The 20,862-nt window shown below is 44.8% G+C and carries 14 protein-coding genes; 9 read left to right on the top strand and 5 right to left on the bottom strand.

Annotated features, from left to right (window positions below; translation table 11 throughout):
* Positions 1-32: 32 nt before the first annotated feature.
* Positions 33-842 (bottom strand): hypothetical protein, encoded by an 810-nt coding sequence (locus tag FAM09_RS12355; protein ID WP_136577429.1) that lies wholly within the window; start codon positions 840-842, stop codon positions 33-35.
* Positions 843-1,129: 287 nt separating this feature from the next.
* Here FAM09_RS12355 and FAM09_RS12360 point away from each other — a divergent pair, with 287 nt between their 5' ends.
* Genes FAM09_RS12360 through FAM09_RS12370 form a run of 3 tightly spaced genes read left to right on the top strand, consistent with a single transcriptional unit; the run spans position 1,130 to position 6,831 of the window.
* On the top strand, positions 1,130-2,212 hold the full coding sequence (locus FAM09_RS12360) for an efflux RND transporter periplasmic adaptor subunit (protein WP_136577430.1): 1,083 nt from the start codon (positions 1,130-1,132) through the stop codon (positions 2,210-2,212).
* Positions 2,213-2,237: 25 nt separating this feature from the next.
* Complete coding sequence (locus tag FAM09_RS12365; protein WP_136577431.1) at positions 2,238-5,405, top strand: efflux RND transporter permease subunit; 3,168 nt, start codon at positions 2,238-2,240, stop codon at positions 5,403-5,405.
* Complete coding sequence (locus FAM09_RS12370; protein WP_136577432.1) at positions 5,398-6,831, top strand: TolC family protein; 1,434 nt, start codon at positions 5,398-5,400, stop codon at positions 6,829-6,831. Before FAM09_RS12365 ends, FAM09_RS12370 begins: the two co-directional genes overlap by 8 nt.
* Positions 6,832-6,946: 115 nt before the next feature.
* On the opposite strand, the gene FAM09_RS12375 is transcribed toward FAM09_RS12370, so the two are convergent.
* On the bottom strand, positions 6,947-8,035 hold the full coding sequence (locus FAM09_RS12375; protein ID WP_136577433.1) for a glycoside hydrolase family 43 protein: 1,089 nt from the start codon (positions 8,033-8,035) through the stop codon (positions 6,947-6,949).
* Between the two features lie 163 nt (positions 8,036-8,198).
* Here FAM09_RS12375 and FAM09_RS12380 point away from each other — a divergent pair, with 163 nt between their 5' ends.
* The gene (locus FAM09_RS12380) at positions 8,199-9,176 is read left to right on the top strand and encodes a GlxA family transcriptional regulator (protein WP_136577434.1); all 978 of its coding nucleotides are present in this window, start codon (positions 8,199-8,201) and stop codon (positions 9,174-9,176) included.
* 240 nt (positions 9,177-9,416) lie between these two features.
* Entirely contained in the window at positions 9,417-10,439 is a 1,023-nt protein-coding gene (locus FAM09_RS12385; RefSeq protein WP_136577435.1) for a pectate lyase family protein, read from the top strand.
* Between the two features lie 70 nt (positions 10,440-10,509).
* Here the strand turns inward: FAM09_RS12385 and FAM09_RS12390 are convergent, their stop codons facing one another.
* Complete coding sequence (locus FAM09_RS12390; protein WP_136577436.1) at positions 10,510-11,529, bottom strand: aldo/keto reductase; 1,020 nt, start codon at positions 11,527-11,529, stop codon at positions 10,510-10,512.
* 13 nt (positions 11,530-11,542) lie between these two features.
* The gene (locus FAM09_RS12395; protein ID WP_136577437.1) at positions 11,543-13,189 is read right to left on the bottom strand and encodes an alpha-L-fucosidase; all 1,647 of its coding nucleotides are present in this window, start codon (positions 13,187-13,189) and stop codon (positions 11,543-11,545) included.
* Positions 13,190-13,400: 211 nt separating this feature from the next.
* Here FAM09_RS12395 and FAM09_RS12400 point away from each other — a divergent pair, with 211 nt between their 5' ends.
* The 3 genes from FAM09_RS12400 to FAM09_RS12410 all read left to right on the top strand — a co-directional run bounded on the left by FAM09_RS12400 (position 13,401) and on the right by FAM09_RS12410 (position 19,268).
* A complete protein-coding gene (locus tag FAM09_RS12400; protein WP_136577438.1) occupies positions 13,401-14,618 on the top strand; it encodes a CehA/McbA family metallohydrolase in 1,218 nt (405 codons plus the stop codon).
* Positions 14,619-14,700: 82 nt separating this feature from the next.
* Positions 14,701-16,686 carry a family 43 glycosylhydrolase gene (locus FAM09_RS12405; protein WP_136577439.1) on the top strand — a complete coding sequence of 662 codons (1,986 nt, stop codon included), beginning with the start codon at positions 14,701-14,703 and terminating at the stop codon, positions 16,684-16,686.
* A gap of 125 nt (positions 16,687-16,811) precedes the next feature.
* Positions 16,812-19,268, top strand: a complete 2,457-nt coding sequence (locus FAM09_RS12410) for a TonB-dependent receptor (protein ID WP_136577440.1) — start codon at positions 16,812-16,814, stop codon at positions 19,266-19,268.
* Here FAM09_RS12410 and FAM09_RS12415 read toward each other — a convergent pair.
* Positions 19,265-20,074: a hypothetical protein gene (locus FAM09_RS12415; protein ID WP_136577441.1), complete on the bottom strand. Its 810-nt coding sequence runs from the start codon at positions 20,072-20,074 to the stop codon at positions 19,265-19,267. The genes FAM09_RS12410 and FAM09_RS12415 overlap by 4 nt on opposite strands.
* A 412-nt stretch (positions 20,075-20,486) precedes the next feature.
* Between FAM09_RS12415 and FAM09_RS12420 the strand changes: the two genes are divergently transcribed.
* The gene (locus tag FAM09_RS12420) at positions 20,487-20,852 is read left to right on the top strand and encodes a helix-turn-helix domain-containing protein (protein ID WP_136577442.1); all 366 of its coding nucleotides are present in this window, start codon (positions 20,487-20,489) and stop codon (positions 20,850-20,852) included.
* Positions 20,853-20,862: the final 10 nt, after the last annotated feature.

Here is a 20,862-nt window from a genome sequence, read left to right on the forward strand (position 1 = left end):
AATCTAAAGGAAAACCTTCCCACCTTCACACACTATGGAGAATGCGGGAAGGTTTTTTCAACCAATAGTTGTGTGAACTCAGAAACAACAACCGAGATCTTTATTGAATCTGCTGTACAGCTTCCGCAGGTATTTATAGTTCCTTTCTTTTTTAAAATAATCTCGATGAGCTTTTTTGCCTTGTCACTTATTTTTACCCCCATTAGAGTGAGTGAATGAAATCCCTGAACCGCATAAACTTGTTTCTCTGTATTGGTTGACTGCAACCAGGTAAACAAATTAGTCGTATCCCTGTTTTTTACCCAGTCCCTTATTTGCGCTTGTTGAACGGTTATCCTTTCTTGCTTGTAACGCCCGCATTTTATACCGTAGAATATACTATCAACAAACAACTCTTTTTCATTCAATGGAGCAAAAAAGTTTTTTTGAAACCTGGCTTTCAAAGCAGCAAGCCTGGCAGTATCACTAAAAGTATACGAGGTGTCTTTTGTATCATAACTGGCGGGAAAGTTTATAAACTCCTGGCTTTCCAAATAAAATTGGATGATCAAATTCCCGTTTGCAATAATGTTGATCCGAAGATCAAGACTAGCAGACACTACGGAGTCGAAAGGATATGATTTTTTAATATAAAAAATTGACTCCTGGTACCCTTCTACCAGGTCACGCGTGTTGCTCTCAAAAAAATAAAGTTTATCCTTTTCATTAGTAAACCTGCCTGCAAATTGCTTAAAAGCATTGAAATCCCTTCTTTTTAAAACAGCGTATGTTTTTTCTTCAATTTGCCCAAATGAATGAAGCGCCAGGTGGCAAACCAGCAAGGTTGATATTAGTCGGATCATATTTTTTAGGTGTAATGCTTATTCCCTAACGCCTTCCCGACTGCACAAATTATTAATTATTTACTACATCCCGGGTATTTTCACAATTCCTTACGCAATCGTACCGGTATTTTTTCACGTTATATGTTGGCAACCAGTCAGTACTCAATTTCCTGGCTGATCTTTTTATTAGCTTTTTGCAAACGACTTGTTAAGGGCCCTTCATAAATTCTTCCCGCAGAAACTAGTCATTAGTTTTGTCCTGATGCGAGCTGAAACCGATAACGTATAACCACCCATTTATTGTCATGAAAAGAACTATCTTGTTCGCCAGCTTGTTCACTGTAGTATATTTAACAAGCTGTAAGCCTGCAAAAGAAGAAAAAGAAGAAGCTGGTAAATATATTGTTACCAGTCCGGTTAGAATTGACACTTCATTTACGAAGGAATATGTTTCGCAGATAAAGTCTGTCAGGAACATCGAGATCAGGGCACAGGAAAAGGGTTTCCTGCAAAATATTTACGTTGATGAAGGCCAGTTCGTAAAAGCCGGCCAGTTGTTATTCAAGATCATGCCGAAAATGTATGAGGCTGAATTACTGAAAGCCGAAGCCGAAGCCAAAGCGGCTGAAATAGAATTGCAAAATGCCACCACCCTGGCCGAAAAAAATATAGTCTCTAAAAATGAACAGGCAATTGCACAGGCAAAAGTAGACCAGGCAAAAGCCGAAATGTCGCTGGCGAAATTACACCTTTCATTCACAGATATCAGGGCGCCATTCGATGGTACTATCGACCGCTTACCCAAGAAACTGGGCAGCCTGATCGATGAAGGTGAATTGCTCACCAGCCTTTCAGATAACAGCCAGATGTACGCCTATTTTAATGTATCTGAACCGGAATACCTCGACTATGAAACCAATACAAAAGGCCGCGGGTATACTAAAGTAGGCCTGCTGTTAGCCAATAACACACCCCTTCAATATAAAGGCGTTGTAGAAACCATCGAAAGCGAATTCGATAATGAAACAGGAAACATTGCCTTCCGCGCCAGATTCCCCAATCCCGATAAGCTATTAAAACATGGTGAAACCGGTAAGGTACAGTTGACACTTCCGGTTAAGAACGCCATGATCATTCCACAGAAAGCAACATACGAAATTCAGGACAAGAAGTACGTTTTTGTCGTTGACAAAAACAACATGGTAAGATCTAGGAACATTACTGTCAGCGGCGAAATGCCCGACCTGTATGTAGTGGCAAGTGGCCTTTCAGACAATGAAAGGATTCTGCTTGAAGGTGTTCAGAAAGTAAAAGACGATGACAGGATCGCTTTTGAATACCAAAAACCGGAAGAAGTTATCCATCATTTGCGATTGAAAGCAGAATAAGTTGTAAATCCTAATAGCGACATCAATGTTTAATAAATTTATACAGCGACCGGTCCTGTCGATAGTCATTTCCCTTATCATTGTTTTCCTGGGAGTGTTGGCCATTACGGGATTACCGGTAACGCAATTTCCGTCTATCTCACCACCCAAGGTGAACGTAACAGCAGAATATCCCGGCGCCAATGGGGAATTAATGATCAAATCGGTGATCATTCCACTCGAGAGAGCCATCAACGGCGTTCCGGGCATGAAATACATGGCATCGGATGCGGGCAATGATGGTGAGGCTAACATCCAGGTGGTATTTAACCTCGGTACCGATCCCAACGTAGCATCGTTAAACGTACAGAACCGGGTTGCATCGGTGGTGAATAAACTGCCGCCGCTTGTGGTGCGTGAAGGTGTAAAGATCACCCGGGAGGAATCTAACATGCTTATGTATGTGAACCTGTACAGCACTGACCCCAATGCAGACCAGAAATTCCTTTTCAACTTCGCCGACATCAACGTGTTATCGGAACTGAAGCGCGTTGATGGTGTTGGATTTGCTGACATCCTCGGTAACCGCGAATATTCCATGCGCATCTGGCTAAAGCCCGACCGCATGCTGGCGTATAAGATCTCTGCCGACGTAGTAATGAAAGCGCTGAGCGATCAAAGCCTGGAAGCATCCCCTGGTAAAACCGGTGAAAGCTCGGGAAAACGATCGCAATCGTTTGAATATGTATTGAAGTATTCAGGCAGGTTCAATACAAAAGAGCAATACGAAAATGTGATTTTACGGTCAAGCGCTAATGGTGAAATACTTCGCCTGAAAGACGTTGCAGATATTGAGTTCGGCAGTTCGATGTACGATATTTATTCTAACATGAATGGTAAACCGTCGGCGGCCATCGTGTTGAAGCAATCGTACGGCAGTAATGCCAGCCAGGTAATCAAGAATGTAAAGGCAAAGCTGAAGGAGATCAAAGAGAGCACTTTTCCCAAGGGTATGGATTACGAGATCAGTTATGATGTGTCTAAATTCCTGGACGCCTCTATTGAAAAAGTAGTGCACACCCTGGTGGAGGCATTCATCCTGGTGGGCCTGGTGGTATTCCTGTTCCTTGGCGACTGGCGTTCTACCCTCATCCCGGCCATAGCCGTACCGGTTTCTTTGATCGGAACATTCGCCTTCATGCAATTCTTTGGCATCACGCTCAACCTCATTACCCTCTTTGCGCTGGTAATGGCCATCGGTGTGGTGGTAGATGATGCCATAGTGGTCATTGAAGCAGTTCACGCCAAAATGGAAGAAGAACATTTGTCACCATTGAAGGCTACCAAAAAAGCCATGCATGAGATCAGCGGGGCCATCGTAGCTATTACCTTCTTAATGGCAGCGGTATTCATCCCGGTAGCGTTTATGAGTGGACCAGTGGGCATCTTCTACCGACAGTTTTCCATTACCATGGCCACCGCCATTATTCTTTCGGGTGTGGTAGCGCTTACGCTAACACCGGCGTTGTGTGCTATGATCCTGAAGAATACGCACGGAAAACACAAAAAGAAAAACCTCATAAATAAATTCCTGAACGGCTTCAACAACACGTTCAACCGCGGCCAGGGAAAGTACCAGGAATTGCTGGGTCGAATTGTTAATAGAAGATTGATCACGTTTATCGTTTTAGGCGCTTTTTGCGCCGGCACCTGGTACCTGAACGGCAAAGTACCTTCCGGCTTTATCCCGAATGAAGATCAGGGGATGTTCTATGCCATTATTCAAACGCCACCGGGCTCTTCATTGGAAAGAACAGACGAGATAGCAGAAAGACTGCAAAAAATAGCCGAAGGTATTGATGGAATACAATCCGTTTCTGCGCTGGCAGGTTATGAGATCCTTACAGAAGGGACCGGGTCCAATTCGGGCACCTGTTTGATCAACCTGAAAAGCTGGGAAGAACGAAAACATTCTGTGCAGGAAATTATTCATGAACTGGAAGAGAAATCAAAAGACATCTCAGGCGCCAATATAGAATTCTTTCAACCGCCTGCGGTACCGGGCTATGGAGCGGCCGGTGGTTTCGAATTGCGTTTGCTGGATAAAGCGGGTTCAGGCGATTACAAAAAAATGGAAACGGTGAGCAATGAATTTTTGCAGGAACTACGTAAACGCAAAGAGCTGTCATCGGTGTTCAGTTTTTACAGCGCCAGCTTTCCGCAATACATTCTTAAAATTGACAATGACATTGCACAGCAAAAAGGCGTTACCATTGATAATGCCATGAACACGCTTTCCACGCTGGTGGGCAGTAACTACGAGATCAGCTTTATTCAATTCGGACGGCCGTATAAGGTGATGGTGCAGGCGGCTCCGCAGTACAGGGCATTGCCTGAAGATATCCTGAAGCTGTATGTAAAGAATAATAAGGATGAGATGGTACCCTTCTCGGCATTCATGAAAATGGAAAAGGTATATGGTTTGTCAGAGATCACGCGGCATAATATGTACAACGCATCGGAAATAAGCGGTGCCGCCGCGCCGGGTTACAGCAGCGGGGACGCCATTAAGGCCATCAACGAAGTGGCTCAGAAAACCCTGCCACGGGGCTTTGGGATAGACTGGGCCGGGATCTCCAAGGATGAGGTGGCGCAGGGCAACCAGGCTATTTATATCTTCCTTATCTGCCTTGGTTTCGTTTACCTGATCCTGTCGGCACAATATGAAAGCTTTATTCTTCCTTTAGCAGTGATCCTCTCCTTACCCACCGGCGTTTTTGGCGCATTCCTGTTACTGAAATGGTTGGGCCTCGAAAATAACATCTATGCACAGGTAGCTATGGTGATGCTGATCGGTTTGTTGGGTAAGAATGCGGTGTTGATCGTGGAGTTTGCCGTTCAGCGGCACCAATCAGGCGCAAGCGTATTGAAAGCGGCTATGGAAGGTTCGCGGGTGCGGTTCCGTCCAATTCTCATGACATCATTCGCCTTCATTGCAGGTTTGATCCCACTGGTCTTTGCTCATGGCCCTGGTGCTTTGGGTAACAGGACCATTGGTACTGCAGCAGCAGGCGGTATGCTTTTCGGAACTGTATTCGGTGTGCTGATCATCCCCGGGTTGTATTACATATTCGGCAAGATCGCAGAAAAACATACGCTTATTAAAAACGAAGAAGAAAATCCGTTAACCGAAGAAATCGATCACCATGTTTAAATTCAGCATACATACATGCATTGGCCTGCTGTGCCTGTTTTTAGCAGCAGCAGGCTGCAAAGCACCGGAGGCTACGACCGCGATAGAGAACAGGTTGGTGCCTGCCTCCTATGATAACAGCAAGAATACTACGAATACCGGAACCATTCCCTGGCGTACATTCTTCACTGACAAGAACCTGGTGAACCTGATAGATACAGCGTTAAAAAATAACCAGGAACTGTTGACCACGTTGCAGGAAGTGGAAATAGCAAGAAATGATATCCGGTTCAAACAGGGGCCGTTGCTACCAACCGTTGGCGCCAGGGCTGGTGTTGGCGTTGAAAAAGTGGGCCGGTATACCAGCCAGGGCGCTGGTGACGCATCAACGGAGATCAAACCCGGCAAGGAAATGCCCGATCCGTTGGGAGATTTTACCGTAGCTGTTTTTGCGAATTGGGAAGCAGACATTTGGAAGAAACTGCGTAATGCTAAAAAAGCCGCTGTTACCAGGTATCTATCAACGGTAGAAGGTAAAAATTTTGTACTCACCAACCTGATCGCGGAAGTCGCAAACTCCTATTACGAATTACAGGCGCTCGATAACCAACTGGTGATCGTACGACAAAACATCGGGCTGCAAAAGAATGCATTGGAGATTGTAAAGATCCAGAAAGAAGCCACCCGGGTAACCGAACTGGCTGTACAAAAATTTGAAGCGGAGGTATTGAAGTCTCAAAGCATGGAATACGAGGTCATGCAAAAGATAAAGGAAACGGAGAACCGGATCAACTTCCTGTTAGGCCGGTTCCCACAGCCAATAACCCGCGACAATAGCAATTTTGTAAATGCTTTGCCGCCGGAGGTTAGTTCCGGCATTCCTTCGCAATTATTGGCTAACCGGCCCGATATAAAACAGGCAGAACTGGAATTAGCGGCTGCCAAATTAGACGTAAAAGTCGCGCGGGCAGAATTTTACCCGTCGCCGGGTATTTCAGCCGCTGTAGGGCTGCAGGCATTTAATCCTACCTACCTGGTGAAGTTACCGGAATCGATTTTGTATTCGCTGGCAGGCGATCTGGCCGGACCATTAATCAACCGGAATGCGATCAAGGCGGAGTTCAACAATGCCAATGCACGGCAATTGCAGGCAATGTATAACTATGAACGAACCATCCTGAATGCGTACCTCGAGGTTTCTACCCAACTATCTAATATCAGTAACCTGGAAAAGAATTATGACCTGAAGAGGAAACAGGTAGATGCATTGACAAGGTCTATCGACATTTCCAATGATCTGTTCAGGAATGCCCGGGCCGATTACCTGGAAGTGCTGATGACGCAGCGGGATGCGCTGGAAGCAAAGCTTGAGCTGATAGACACCAAACAACAACAGTTGAGTGCGGTGATCAATATTTACAGAGGCCTCGGCGGAGGCTGGCATTAATTAGTTCAAGGGAGATGGTTGGATTGCCCGGTTGTTTGATTGTTATAGTCTGAAATTTAAATAGTGATTCAACAACCCAATACTCCGGCAATCAAACCATCTAACCATCGAACAATTATTTCTGCGAATGAATGGTCTGAATGGTCCCATCTTCATTATAAATCAACGGAGCCACTTTTACATTGCGTAAATGCGTTTTGCCCGACAATTCAATATCATGATAGAACAAAAACCATTTGCCATCCTTTTCAATAATAGAATGGTGATTGGTCCAGCCTTCTACAGGCGCCAGCAATACACCTATATAGGTAAACGGGCCATACGGACTATCGCCAATGGCATAATTGATGTTATGGGTATCGCCGGTGGAATAAGAGAAATAGTACCTGCCTTTGTACTTGTGCATCCAGGCAGCTTCGAAAAATCGTTTGTCATTATCCTTCTCTTTAAACAGGTTGCCGCCGGCATCCACGATCTTGATCTCCTTTACCGGTTCTGCAAAGCTTTTCATATCGGCTCCCAGTTTGGCTACACGTGGCAAAATAGCCAGTTCATCGGCTTTCCGCAATTGGCCGGCGCTATCGTACTTGTTATTGTTCCAGCGTTGTAACTGGCCGCCCCAGATGCCGCCAAAATAAATGTAATGTGAACCATTATCATCTTTGAACACACAGGGGTCAATGCTGTAGCTGCCTTTGATCGGCTCTTTTTCCGGTACAAATGGCCCTTCCGGCGCTTTTGACGTAGCTACACCTATTCTGAATACATCCTGTTTGTCTTTCAAAGGAAAGTACAGGTAGTAGGTGCCATTGGCAAAAGCCGCATCGGGCGCCCATAATTGCCTGCCGGCCCAGGGAATATCTTTTATGTGCAAGGCTACCCCATGATCGGTCACTTTTCCGCCTACCGAATCCATGGAAAGAATATGATAATCCATCATATTGAAATGATCGCCATTATCATTTTCCGGCGTTCCGGTGGCAGTATCGTGCGACGGATAAATGTATATCCGCCCATTAAAAACGTGGGCTGAAGGATCCGCGGTATAAATATGGGAGACCAGTGGTTGGGATACGTATTTACTTTTTTCAGTACCGGTTTTTACTTCGGCTGAATCTGTTGCAGGCGTTTTGCCGGAACCAGCGTCCTGGCAACTGGCTATGGCAGCCAGGGCGGAAGCAAGCAAAATGATTTTTTCTTTCATATGATTTCTATTACGTGTTGGTTTGGCTTACGACGTTTACAACCTTACATAACAGATCGTTGCAATCGTAATTTGGGGGTATCGTCATAAACAATTCCGTAATAATAAAATATATTTGACAAATAGGAAGGAATGTTAATCGATTTTATCTAAAATTTTTGCGATGAAGCAAGTGACTATTGTTGCCCCAACGGGGAACGCGCACCTGAGCAGCATAGCAGGGTCTTTAGAAATATTGAACCGTGCAAATGGCTATTGGGTAAAGCTCGGTAACAAACCAATGATGGAAGTACGGGTGGTGGGATCGGTAGCTGAATTGAAATCTGACATAGGCTTCTTTTCGGTATATCCTGTAGATATTGCAGACGTCAAAAAAACCGACCTGGTAATTATACCTTCGCTTTTACACGATTACGACAATACACTTAAAAACAATCCCGCGCTTATAGCCTGGATCAAAGAACAATATAAAAGAGGAGCCGAAATTGCGAGCATTTGTACAGGCGCCTTTTTACTGGCCGCTACAGGCTTGCTGGAAGGCAAAACCTGCTCCACGCATTGGAGCGCCGCTAACGATTTCAAACGGCTGTTCCCGAACGTTAACCTGCAGATAGATAAACTAATTACGGTTGAACCGGGTTTATATACCAACGGTGGCGCCTATTCCTTTTTAAACCTGATGCTTTTCCTGGTTGAAAAATATTTCGACAGGCAGACGGCTATCTTCTGCTCAAAAGTTTTTCAAATAGAAATTGAAAGAACATCGCAATCGCCTTTTCACATTTTTCAGGCGCAGCGGAATCATGGTGATGAATTAATTGATCAGGCGCAAACCTATATCGAAGAAAATTTAAGTCAAAAGATCTCTTTCGAAGAACTGGCTTCAAAACTGGCAGTCAGCAGGCGCAACTTTGACCGGCGCTTTATTAAAGCTACCGGCAATACACCGGTGGAATATTTACAGCGCGTAAAAGTGGAGTTTGCTAAAAAAGCATTGGAAAGAGGAAGGAAAAGCATTTTTGAAGTAATGAATGAAGTAGGCTATTCAGATGACAAAACCTTCAGAGAAGTATTTAAAAAAATAACCGGTCTCTCCCCTCTTGATTATAAAGGCAAATACAATAAAGAATCCGTCAGTTAAATTCAGATTATCAAAACTCCTCATCCATTCCGGGAACGATTGCGTAAATAAAAATACTTCTGCCATCACGCTAACGAAAAAACGAAAGTAACTTTATATCACCATCCCACCATATCCCAAAAGCAAGTTCAACCATTCAATTTTACGCTTAATTCGCCCCTATCATTTACGGGTCTTTTTTCTGATGTTTATAGCGCTATAACATAAACATTTACATCACCATTAAACACAATTGCCAGTATGAAAAAAACGATTCTGCCATTTGGCGCCGTCTTTGCCGGCGCTACCCTTTCTATTGCCTTATTAATTGCAAGCTGTAGTAAAAACGATAAAACAGACGATCAACAGGATACAGACGAAGGAGACAGAATAGCCTCAACAGAATTTACAGTAGCTACAGCCAATGGTTTTGCTGCCGGAACTACAGGTGGGGCCGGTGGTTCATCCGTAACAGTTAGCACCCAGGCGGCATTCAAGTCTGCCGCCGAATCCAGCTCCAGCATGGTCATTACGGTTTCCGGTAATATCAACCTGGGATCAGGCCAGATCAATGTTAAGTCGAACAAAACGATCATTGGCGCCAACTCCAGCGCCGGTGTCATTGGTTGTCTCAGGCTTTCAGGCGTAAGCAATGTAATTATTCAAAACCTTAATATCACCAATCCTTCAGGTGTTGGCACCGGGGATGGCGTTGAGGTTTCCGGAAGTACGAGGGTATTCATTCACAAATGCACATTTACCGATTGTGCAGATGGGGAATTGGATATTGTACGTGCTGCAGATAATGTTACTGTATCCTGGTGCCGTTTCCGGTTTGCAGGTCAAACTTCGCACAAGTTTGTTAACCTGATCGGTAATAGTGACGGCGCAACCGGCGACCGAGGCAAATTGCGCGTAACCATGCACCATAACTGGTACGATGCAGGCTGCGTAGAAAGAATGCCGCGCGTACGTTTTGGCCAGGTGCATGTTTACAATAATTATTATGCCGCTTCCGGCAGCAATTATTGCATTGGTGTTGGCAACGAAAGCCAGATCAGGGTTGAAAACTGTTATTTCCAGAACCAATCAAGGGCCTGGGCCAATTACAGTTCAGGCAGTGCACAGGGCAGAATAAACTGGAACAGCGGAAATGTATTTTCAGGTACAAGTATTCCTACCTGGGCCCCCAATTCATCGGTATTTTCGCCGCCCTATTCCTACTCTTTGAATACAGGAAGCAGTGTACCAGGTTCCGTATCAGGCGGAGCTGGTAACCGGTAAAAGAAAAAGAGGAAAGATGAATTATAAAAATAAAACCCTCATGTTTTGCCATGAGGGTTTTGTGTTTGTTTTATATTAGATTGACTCGAGCCTTTAGTAACCGCCGCTTCTTTAGCTCCTCCCAAAAACCAGCGGGCATGTGTATAGTAGCCATATCTACATTGCCTTTTACTTTCGATGGCTTGGAAGTACTTAAAGCAATGCTGGTAACACCGGGCGCCTGTATGCCGAATTGTATGCAGGCATGTGCAGATTGTACGCCATATTCATTGCACAAAGCAAAAAAATCCTTTCGCCATTGCAGCAATTCATCGTGCGCATGGTTGCCTGCTTCTACTAATTTGTAATTGTAATAATCACCGCCGGTTAAAAATCCACCGTTGAATACAGCCGAATTGATGATCAGGGTATTCTTTTCTTTTAACTGCTGCATGTATTGCAGCAGGTCATTGGGATGTGAATGCAGCGTCATGCTATTGGCGATCATCACCCAATCGAGTGGTACCTGGTCAGTGATTTGCTGAATGACCTTCCAGTTTTTCGCCCCTACGCCTACCGCTTTTACTTTACCGGCGGCTTTCAGTTCGAACAATGCGCGGTATGCGTCTTTGATATGTTCAAATCTTTTTACCCGATCGGTTTCATCTGTTGCCGCGGCCAGGTATTCATCCGGATCATGTACAGATACCAGTTGTGCATGGTAGCCATTCAACAATTCATTGCCCTGTTCAAAACATTGCAGTATGCCTTCATAACTGATCCGTTGTTCTGCGTCGTATTGAAGATCTTTCCAAACGCCCGGTTCAAAAGTAGGTTCGGGTGTAGTGAGCGGAATGCGGTACCACCCCAGTTTGTTACTGATCAAAACATCTTCCGGTTTCACCTGTAATTGTTGCAGGCATTTTCCCAACGACTCCAGGGAAAGGCCTGCGCCATATTTTCCGGCGGTATCAAATACTGCCGGCCTGGTTGAATGCTGTATACATTCTTTTACAATGGCGCATTTGTCGGCTTCACTCAATGCTACATACAAATTGCCTAAGCCACTTGTTCCGAAAACCACCTTAGGCAGCACGATCTCATCCTTCATATATCCTTGCTTATTAATTGATCTTCAAAACTACTGCATACTGGTATGCAGGCCTGTTTTCCGGCAGCGTAACTTCCAATGCTTCTGCATTTCTTTGAAAACGCAGCTCACCGCCGCCCAACATTTCTATTTTATTAATGGCGCCGGGCCGGAATTTATTTCCTTCTGAGAGGCTTTTGATCTTTATTTTCCCTTCTTCAGGCCAGCCCAATAAAATCGTGTACAACGTATCGCCCTTGGCTGTAAAACGCATATCACCAGGCCCCAAAGGTTTTCCTTTGCCTTCATTGAATCCCTGTGCAGTTAGTTGCGCGGCGCCTTCCATAGCCGGACCTTCGCCAAACACTTTCCAGGGCCTTGTATCATAGATACATTCGGCATTTATCTTCATCCAGGCTCCTACTTCTTCCAAAATGGCTGTTTCCTGGTCGTCGATGGTGCCATTGCTTTTTACCGGTATATTAAGCAGCAGGTTACCGTTCTTGCTTACTACATCAACCAGTGTTTGCACTACGGTTTTGGCGGTCTTATACCTCTTGTTTTCATACACTCTTTTATCATAGTGCCATCCGCCGATACAGGTATCTGTTTGCCAGGTGAACGGTTCTATTACATTGCTTTGCCCTCTTTCAATGTCCCACACCATGCATTTGCGCTGCATTTCATTGAGGATCTTGCCATTCAACACCGCCTGCAGCTGCCCTTTGTTGCGTTTAATGCTTTGGTTGTAATGATGCGCTGCTATCTTCAGTCCTACATCACTAAATGGGTGCAAAGGCAATACGGTATCATCAAAATAGATCAGTTCCGGCTGATACTTATCTATAAGTTCAATAGTCCTTTTCAGGAATTTATCGCAATACGCTTTTGACGGTATCGACGCACCGCCGCCCCATTCCCATTGCTTATGGATCATTCCATTGTCTGTAGGATTTTCGCTGCGCGGATGGCCCTGCGCATACAACGCCTGCGGGTCGAGGCCTTCCCACCAGGTACCTTTGCCATTTGCCTTCGTAAGATTTCCATCATAAGGCTTGCCGGCAAACGGCCCGTTCTTATCTGCGCCCTGTGCTACTTCAAACCACGTCCAGGCATGGGCCGCATGCACACTTACGCCGAAAGGCAATCCATTATTTTTAGCAGCTTTGGCCCATCCGCCAATAAGGTCTTTTTTAGGGCCTATTTTCACAGCATTCCAGGGCTGGTGTTTTGAATCCCACAGATCAAAATTGTCGTGGTGATTAGCCATGGCGAAGAAATATTTAGCGCCTACCCGTTTGTATAAAGCAACAAGGTGTTCGGGGTCCCACTCATCGGCTTTCCATTGATGGATCACATCTTTGAACCCGAATGTGGAGGGATGCCCATATTTCTCCAGGTGATATTTGTATTGTTGACTTCCTTCCTCGTACATACTGCGGGCATACCAGTCGCCATACTCGGGTGCACATTGCGGCCCCCAGTGCGCCCAGATCCCAAACTTGGCATTGCGATACCATTCTGGCACGGCGTAGCCCTGCAAAGACTCCCAGGTGGCTTTAAAAGGCGCCTGCGCATATTGCGCTTCCAGCTTCTCCAACAAAGAAGCGTTCACGTGTTTCGATAAGAGATAAGCAGGAAGGGAAAGACCGAGTTGTTTTACAAGCGTTCTTCTGTTCATATGGCTTTTTTATGGAAAAAAATTTTAACGATATCCGCCTGGCTTATTCCGGAACGGAAAGGTCAATTGTCAACAAAGTTAACAGCAGTGGGTTTTCCAAAATTCAATGAATAAGACTTTGTTTTATTCAAATCCGACATTTTCTTTGTAGCACCGGGCCACGCTTGCATATGAAGAGGAAATGATTATTTTCGACCCCAATAAATACAGGATGAAAAAAATCACTCAACTCAAAAATATTATCCACGGCGGATTGCTGATGGGCATAATGACTTGTATCAGTAACACTTCATCAGGTCAATCGGCACACAGCAACCCCTGGGCGCCCATAGATCCCGTAAAGCTGCCGCCCATTGCCAGTGTCACCGATGGCGTATGGCTGAAAGGCGACCTGCACGTACATTCCCGGCACAGCAAGGAATCGTCGAACAATGCTGTTGCGAAGATCCTCAGTTATGCCAAATCAGTCGGCTTCGGCTTTATCTGCATCACCGACCACGACAATCATGTTGATGGCGATGTTGCCCATAATACCTGGGTAGATCCGGAATTCAGATCAGATTCATTGGTGCTGTTATATGGCGCTGAGTGGACAACCACCCGCGGTCATGGCAATGCATTTTCGGCCACGCCATACGATCACCAACGCCTGTTTGATGTTCGTGATCAGCGCGACGTGGTGGTAGGCGCTGTGAAGAAAGGGCTCGGCATCCATTTATCGGCCAATCACCCAAGCGGTAAAGATAATTTCGGTTATTCCTACGACATAGTCAATTCCATTGAAGTGTGGAACTCTTCGCTCTGGTCGAAAAATGCCAATGCCATTATGATCTGGGACGACATGCTTTCCTCAGGTCGCAAGCTAACCGGCAGAGGCGGCAGCGATGCACACCATGGCACGCCGGATTCGCCCGATAAAGCAACGGCAAACACCCCCACCAGGAAGTCAAATTATGTGGGTACCCCAACCACCTGGGTATTTGCAACAACACGATCTGCGCAGGCTGTAGTAGATGCGCTCACGAACGGCCGGGTATCTGTCAGCGCCAATCCATATTCACCCCGCGTTGAATTTTATGCCGACCTTGACCAGGATGGCAAAGCAGATATGATGATGGGTGATAACGCCAAAGGAACCGGCAAGCCGGCAAAATTCCGCATACTATTATCAGGGAAAACCGATGCAGACTCCACCTACACCGTTCGCGTGGTGAAGAACGGTTCCGAATTCGGCACTTATAAAATTTCCGGCAAAACACCCACGATAGAATTCACTGATACGCCGGCAGCTACTGGCCGTACCTGGTATCGCGTGGTGGTGGAAGGAAGGCCTAACGCCTATCCACAGGTCCCCGAATCGATGGCGTTGACAGGGAATATGGTGGCGCTGTCGAACCCCATCTACTTTAATTTTGATCCGAATTTTTGACAAATTACCCGGTTGAACATTTGATACATAGAATTGTTGAAATGTAGCATGCAGGAAAAACCATTTCCACGAGTTTTACCTGATGAAAACCACGAAATGCTTTCTTCAATGGACCAGCCTGTTCATTGGCTGCATACTATTACATATATCAACCGTTCATGCCCAGAGTGGCTTGCCCGACAATCCTGATTTTTACAACGAAGTGAACACCTATGTAAACCCGGTGCTGCCCGGCGATCATCCAGACCCAACGCTGTTACGGGTGGGCAATGATTTTTATCACTGCGGGTCAAGCTTTCATTTTACTCCTTATTTGCCCATTTATCATTCAAAAGACATGGTACACTGGCAGGTGATCAGCCGGGTGGTTCCTCCATCAAAGTCAAATTGGGTAGCAGACAAACCATCGGGTGGAATATGGCAGGGGGCTATCACTTATTTTTATGGTTCATACTGGATCTATTTTTCCTCCAATGGACAATGGTTTTCCAAAGCCAGCGCACCGGCAGGTCCCTGGAGTGATCCTGTACAAGTGAAAACAAATCCTGCCACCGGTTCTCTCGGCTATGACAATTCTATTTTCGTAGACGATGATGGCAAGCCCTATATGGTCATCAAAAATGGGCAAAAGGTGAACCGCATTCAGGCGCTTGGCCGCGACGGACAATTGACCGATACCGTCATCAATCTCGACTGGATAAATGCCAAACTGCAATACAGCTGGGCAGAAGGACCAGTGATGTGCAAACGCAATGGCTACTATTATTATTTTCCTGCAGGAGATGTGGCGGGCGGACAATACGCGTTAAGAGGAACCGCTTTAACAAGCGATTCAACCAAATGGGAACGACTGGGTAATTTCTTCAAACCCATTACAGATCCAAATGTCAGTTTCAGAAGTCCCAACCATATAGCTGCCCCTGTTCAACTGGAAGATGGCACCTGGTGGACGATCGGTCAAAGTTATGAACGTGTTGGCAGTAACGACTGGTCGGGCATGGGACGGCAAACCTCCTTGTACCAGGTGATTTGGGAAGGCGATCGTCCCTGGGGCGTGGCGCCGGTAAGCACACCGGTCGTAAAACCCAATTTGCCAAAATCAGGGATCCGCTGGCGAAGTGTTCACACCGATTATTTTGAGAGCGATTCACTGAAAACCTGGTGGCATTTTTTAAGCAGAAAAATGGCCAGTCATTATTCTTTATCTGCCAGAAAAGGCTGGATACGCCTTACACCCGATACTGCCCGCATTCATCTTGTTCAAAAAGAAACGGACCACTACTACACTGCACTTACCCGTGTTGAAGTAAATGCTGCTGATAATTTTACCAAAGCAGGCATTTACCTGACCAATGGAAATCAACAGGTCTTCGCGCAATTGTACAGCGGATACGATAATGGAAAGAAAATTATTTTCAAACTCGACACCGCCATCCGCAGCATTCCCAACCGGTATGGTAATACTGTTTGGTTGAAACTGGTAAGAATGGAGCACGACCTGACAGCATTCTGTAGTGGTGACGGAAAAACCTGGACGGCACTCGGCGCACCCATCAGTGCGGTTGGTATCGACAAAGTACAACCCAATTACAACTCCTGGGTAGGAACAAGTGTTGGCTTGTTTGCAGAAGGAAAACCGGCCGACTTCGACCTGTTTGTTTGCAAGGATGGCACTTCCTGGTTACCGGCTGCCGGTTACAGCAATTACTATGGGGTTGAAAAAATAAAGCAAGGTTCAGAATTAACCGTGACCAACAATTCTACATACGGCGGATGGTTTATGATTGCTGGTGTTGAATTAGGTACAGAAAAAAATCCAACTGCAGCCGTAGAGATCACTGCTTCCGCTACCAACGGCGGGAAACTGGAGATCTGGCTGGATGATCTGAAAGAGGGTCAAATGATAGCCGTTGTACCGGTGACGTCAACAGGCAATAAAAATACCCGGAGAACATTCAAAGCAACAATTAAAAATGTTTCAGGCCAGCATGATATAATCGTAAAGTTAGCGGCTGGGCTTTCAAGGGATATTTACATCAGGGACATCAGGTTTATCAAGAGTAAATAAAAGGGGTGCAGTTTCTACATATAGTTAACAGTTTCCTTATTTCGTAAATGAATTTCCGCATTGTTATAGTGTATCCTGATCCCGGAAAATAATTTTGCGGTATTGATTGAAAAACAGGAACCCAAATGAACAAACTGCATTTGAGCATTATCACCATGCTCCTGATTAATAGCTTTTCGATGGCGCAGAACGCCACATTAAAAGGAAAAATTAAAAACACTTCCGGGAAACCCGCTGAATTTGCGAATGTTGTTTTACAGGGAACCAATAAAGGAGCGGTTAGCGATGAAACCGGTGAATATAAAATAGAAAATGTAAATCCGGGCATCTATACGCTTACGGTAAGCGGGATCGGCATACAAAAGAAAAGCGATTCAATAATAATTTCCAAAGGAAAGGAAGTATATGTTTTTGACTTCATTGTTGTAGAAGGCATTGGCAAATTAGACGAAGTGGTGGTTTCCGGCTACCGGGAGCGGACTTACAGAAATGAAATGTCGATCGCAGCCGCAAAATCGTCTGTACCGCTTAAGGAATTACCGCAATCTGTAAGTTATGTAACCAAAGAACTGATCATTGACCGGCAGGCTTTTCGCGTAAATGATATTTTAAAAAACATAAGTGGTGTAAGCCTTAATAATTTTGAAAACCGGTTTACACTACGTGGCGTAGCCGGTAACAGTTATCAGTTTATCAATGGGCTACGGGTAAGCGGCAGATCGTTTAACTCACTGATCGTAAATAACCTGGAGCGTATTGAGGTAATGAAGGGCCCAGCCTCTGCATTATATGGTAATACAGAACCGGGTGGTTCAATAAATAACGTTACCAAAAAGGCATTACCAATAAACAGGCATTCGGCTAATATTTCAACCGGCAGTTTTCAAACGCTTAGAGTGTATACCGATTTTACCGGGCCGTTGAATAAAGAAAAAACGATCCTGTATCGCCTGAACACGGCTTACCAAAACAGCGCCACTTTTCGGGACCTGCAGGAAAGAGAAGATGTATCCATTGCCCCTACCCTGGCATTTGTGCCTAATGAAAAAACAAGAATTGATGTAGATTTTGTTTATAGCATTATCAATGGAAGAACAGAAAGAGGTCAGCCTTTATATGGCCCATCTACCGAAGGCGCCAGCCGCTTGTTTACTACTCCTATATCTCAAAGCATGTCGAGGGCGAGTGATTACCTGAAAGAAAGAACTTTTTACCTGTCAGCTATCATGAACCATCAATTCAGTTCTAACCTTTCCTGGAATGTTTCTTATTTAAAGTATAAATTTTTTGAAGACCAGTTTGAACACCGTGGCGGTAATGCCTATGCCCTGGATAGCGCGGGCAATGAATTACCCAACCTGGTTTTACAAAGCACTATTGAGCGGAAACGCACCAGGTATGATGACAACTTAACTACCTATTTGAATTTCGATGTATACACAGGCGAGATAAACCATAAAATAGTAGTCGGGTCTGATTATATTCAAAGCCTTGTGCCTGCCGGCGGAACCAATAACAGCGCCACTGGTTATAGAAATAAAGCCAATACCGGCTCCATAGCAACGTACGACAAAAACAAAAAGGACCAGTACTTATTAGATGCAAAAGGCAACCCTGTACCCAATGTTCCTTTTTATAACCTGGATAAGCCAGATTATTCGGCGGCCAATACCAATAATTATTTTACTACAAGAACAGTAACTGCGCCAACCAAATATTATTCACAAAGCGTTTACGTACAGGATTTCATTAAATGGAGAAAGCTGCAATTGCTCATAGGGTTAAGAAAAGAGTTTTATACCGATTTTCTCAACTTCAAAACTTCAACCCAGGAAAAGGTAAATCAAACAGCGCTTATTCCCCGGGTTGGCCTGGTGTATAGCCTCACGTCACAAATAAATGTTTATGCTACCTACGTTGAGGGTTTTCAACCACAAAGTGCCGGCACTATAGGAGCGCCGGAAATATATGGAGGTCCATTCGATCCACTAACGAGCAAAATGGTTGAAGTGGGCACAAAAAGTGAGTGGTTCGACAAAAGGCTTGCCGTAACAATCGCAGCTTATAAAATAGAGCAGAATAATATTTTAGTTAACGCACAAAGCACCACCAACCCGCAATTGCTTGAAGAGCGCGGGCAGGAAACTTCAAAAGGAATAGAAGTGGAAGTTACCGGTAATATTCTCCCTAACTTATCGGTTAATGCGAACTATGCTTACAATGATTCCCGGATCTCAAAAAGTAAAATTGATACTGAGATCGGGCTATGGAAGGAAGCAGCGCCTTTTAACCAGGGTGGATTTTGGGCAAAATATACTTTGCTGAATGGGTTGGCGAGAGGATTGGGTATTGGCGCCGGAGCCAATTTTGCATCGAGTCAAAGGACGCGGTTAACCTATTTTATTTTACCAGGTTATACTGTTTTTGATGCCGCATTATACTACCAGGTAAAACAGATCAAGCTATCTGTGAACCTTAATAATATTGAAAACAAAAAGTATGTAGTATCACAGGCTAACCCCAACATGGTAGGCCCCGGAACGCCACGAAATTTCATGTTTAACGTTGGATATACCTTCTAACACAATATGCACCTGATAAAAATCGCCCTGGCCGGTGTAAGGCCGGGGCGTTTGTGCAGGGAAGTAATAAAATAGTATTGTCCCTTTGGCTGGTGTACTAAACCGGCTATAATCATTTTAGGAGTTAATTGTAGGCACTTATCAGATTGCTCCTGTGGCAATGTTGGTAACAGTTCAGCTACGATTTCTGATTCGTCCCATTCATCTTTCAATAATTGCATGGCAAAAGCAGTTAATTGTTGAAAACAACTACGGCTTCTGTATTTACACGGGATAGCAGCATATAATTTCGACCCTATTTTGGATGCCCGTGCCAGCAGGCCGGCATAATATAACGCTTGCTGCTTTCGGGCTTTTCGCCGGGCGCTCTTAATTGTTTTATTTTCCCAGTAGGCGCTGTTCTTTTTTTGGTACGCCCGCTTAGGCGGGACAGGTAAAGGAACAATATTATGTTTCTTAGGTTGTTTATTGACCAGGGATTCTACATATCGCAGCCACAACACTTGTTGTATTTCTGTTTCGTTTTTCCCTGCTTTAAGCATGGTAAGCGCTTCGCCGGTAAAAGACCGGTACATCCAGCCCTGCCGCCAGTATTCCGGCAATGCGTTATATACCAGGGAGCCGATCCTGGATGCTTTAGCCATCAACCCGGCATAGTGGCGGGTGCGTGCAAATTGAGGGGAATGGAGCACCCGTTTCCTGGTGAGCGAACTTTTTTTGCGCACAAAGTTTTTGCCTTCCATTTGGTAAAATGTAAGCTTACCGATGGTTCGGTTAATAAGGAATGGTGCAAAAAATTCGGCCATGTAACAAAGTTACTTATTAAAAACCAGCCAGATATGCATGTACGTTAATTTTGACATTTATCAAAGCAGGTCCATTGCCGTTCTAACTTCGCACTTATACAGCACATTCTTTACAGATAAAGTAAGGGTACTCCCTGTTTGAACGCAGGTTATCCTTAGGATATCCTTACCATATCCCCTATATAAAGCGCATTTCCTAAAAAGTATCCATTCACTAAAGGCGTATACAAAACACTATTCATAAGCCTTATTTGGCGCCTGGCCCACAAAATGTTCACGTTCCGCACTTAAACCAAAATTTAATATTGACTGCAGTTTAACTGCAGTCATGCGGAATAATTTCAGGTATTTTCCGCTACCCCGAACATATTAAATAACGTTTTTATAGGAGTAGGTATTAATTGAATCAGCCATGAAAAAAAATGGGACATTAAGCGGTCATGATATTAAACGGGTTCAGGAGGCAGCTCAAATATTAGCGAAGTACCTGAGCCAAAACATTACCATTAAGGACCTGGCGGGGATCGTTTTGCTTTCAGAAAAAAAACTCAAGCAAGGTTTTAAAGAGGAATTCGAGATGGGTGTGCATGCGTATTTGCGATATCTCAGATTGGAAAAAGTAAAAGCGATGCTCATACAAGACAAGCCGTTGAAGGCCATTCCAAAGGCAACCGGGTTTAAAAGTGAAAGTGGTTTATCGAAGACTTTCAAGAAGGTGGTTGGGGTTACGCCCGGAGAATGGAAATTAAATTATCAGCGGTTAGACAGGGCCGTTTAGCTAAAGCCGT

Source organism: Niastella caeni (genome assembly GCF_004834005.1).
GTDB classification, from domain to species: Bacteria; Bacteroidota; Bacteroidia; order Chitinophagales; family Chitinophagaceae; genus Niastella; species Niastella caeni.

Excerpts from the sequence above, each read along its gene's own strand:
- FAM09_RS12355 (WP_136577429.1), bottom strand. The coding sequence starts at position 842 with ATGATCCGACTAATATCAACCTTGCTGGTTTGCCACCTGGCGCTTCAT.
- FAM09_RS12360 (WP_136577430.1), top strand. The coding sequence starts at position 1,130 with ATGAAAAGAACTATCTTGTTCGCCAGCTTGTTCACTGTAGTATATTTA.
- FAM09_RS12365 (WP_136577431.1), top strand. The coding sequence starts at position 2,238 with ATGTTTAATAAATTTATACAGCGACCGGTCCTGTCGATAGTCATTTCC.
- FAM09_RS12370 (WP_136577432.1), top strand. The coding sequence starts at position 5,398 with ATGTTTAAATTCAGCATACATACATGCATTGGCCTGCTGTGCCTGTTT.
- FAM09_RS12375 (WP_136577433.1), bottom strand. The coding sequence starts at position 8,035 with ATGAAAGAAAAAATCATTTTGCTTGCTTCCGCCCTGGCTGCCATAGCC.
- FAM09_RS12380 (WP_136577434.1), top strand. The coding sequence starts at position 8,199 with ATGAAGCAAGTGACTATTGTTGCCCCAACGGGGAACGCGCACCTGAGC.
- FAM09_RS12385 (WP_136577435.1), top strand. The coding sequence starts at position 9,417 with ATGAAAAAAACGATTCTGCCATTTGGCGCCGTCTTTGCCGGCGCTACC.
- FAM09_RS12390 (WP_136577436.1), bottom strand. The coding sequence starts at position 11,529 with ATGAAGGATGAGATCGTGCTGCCTAAGGTGGTTTTCGGAACAAGTGGC.
- FAM09_RS12395 (WP_136577437.1), bottom strand. The coding sequence starts at position 13,189 with ATGAACAGAAGAACGCTTGTAAAACAACTCGGTCTTTCCCTTCCTGCT.
- FAM09_RS12400 (WP_136577438.1), top strand. The coding sequence starts at position 13,401 with ATGAAAAAAATCACTCAACTCAAAAATATTATCCACGGCGGATTGCTG.
- FAM09_RS12405 (WP_136577439.1), top strand. The coding sequence starts at position 14,701 with ATGAAAACCACGAAATGCTTTCTTCAATGGACCAGCCTGTTCATTGGC.
- FAM09_RS12410 (WP_136577440.1), top strand. The coding sequence starts at position 16,812 with ATGAACAAACTGCATTTGAGCATTATCACCATGCTCCTGATTAATAGC.
- FAM09_RS12415 (WP_136577441.1), bottom strand. The coding sequence starts at position 20,074 with ATGGCCGAATTTTTTGCACCATTCCTTATTAACCGAACCATCGGTAAG.
- FAM09_RS12420 (WP_136577442.1), top strand. The coding sequence starts at position 20,487 with ATGAAAAAAAATGGGACATTAAGCGGTCATGATATTAAACGGGTTCAG.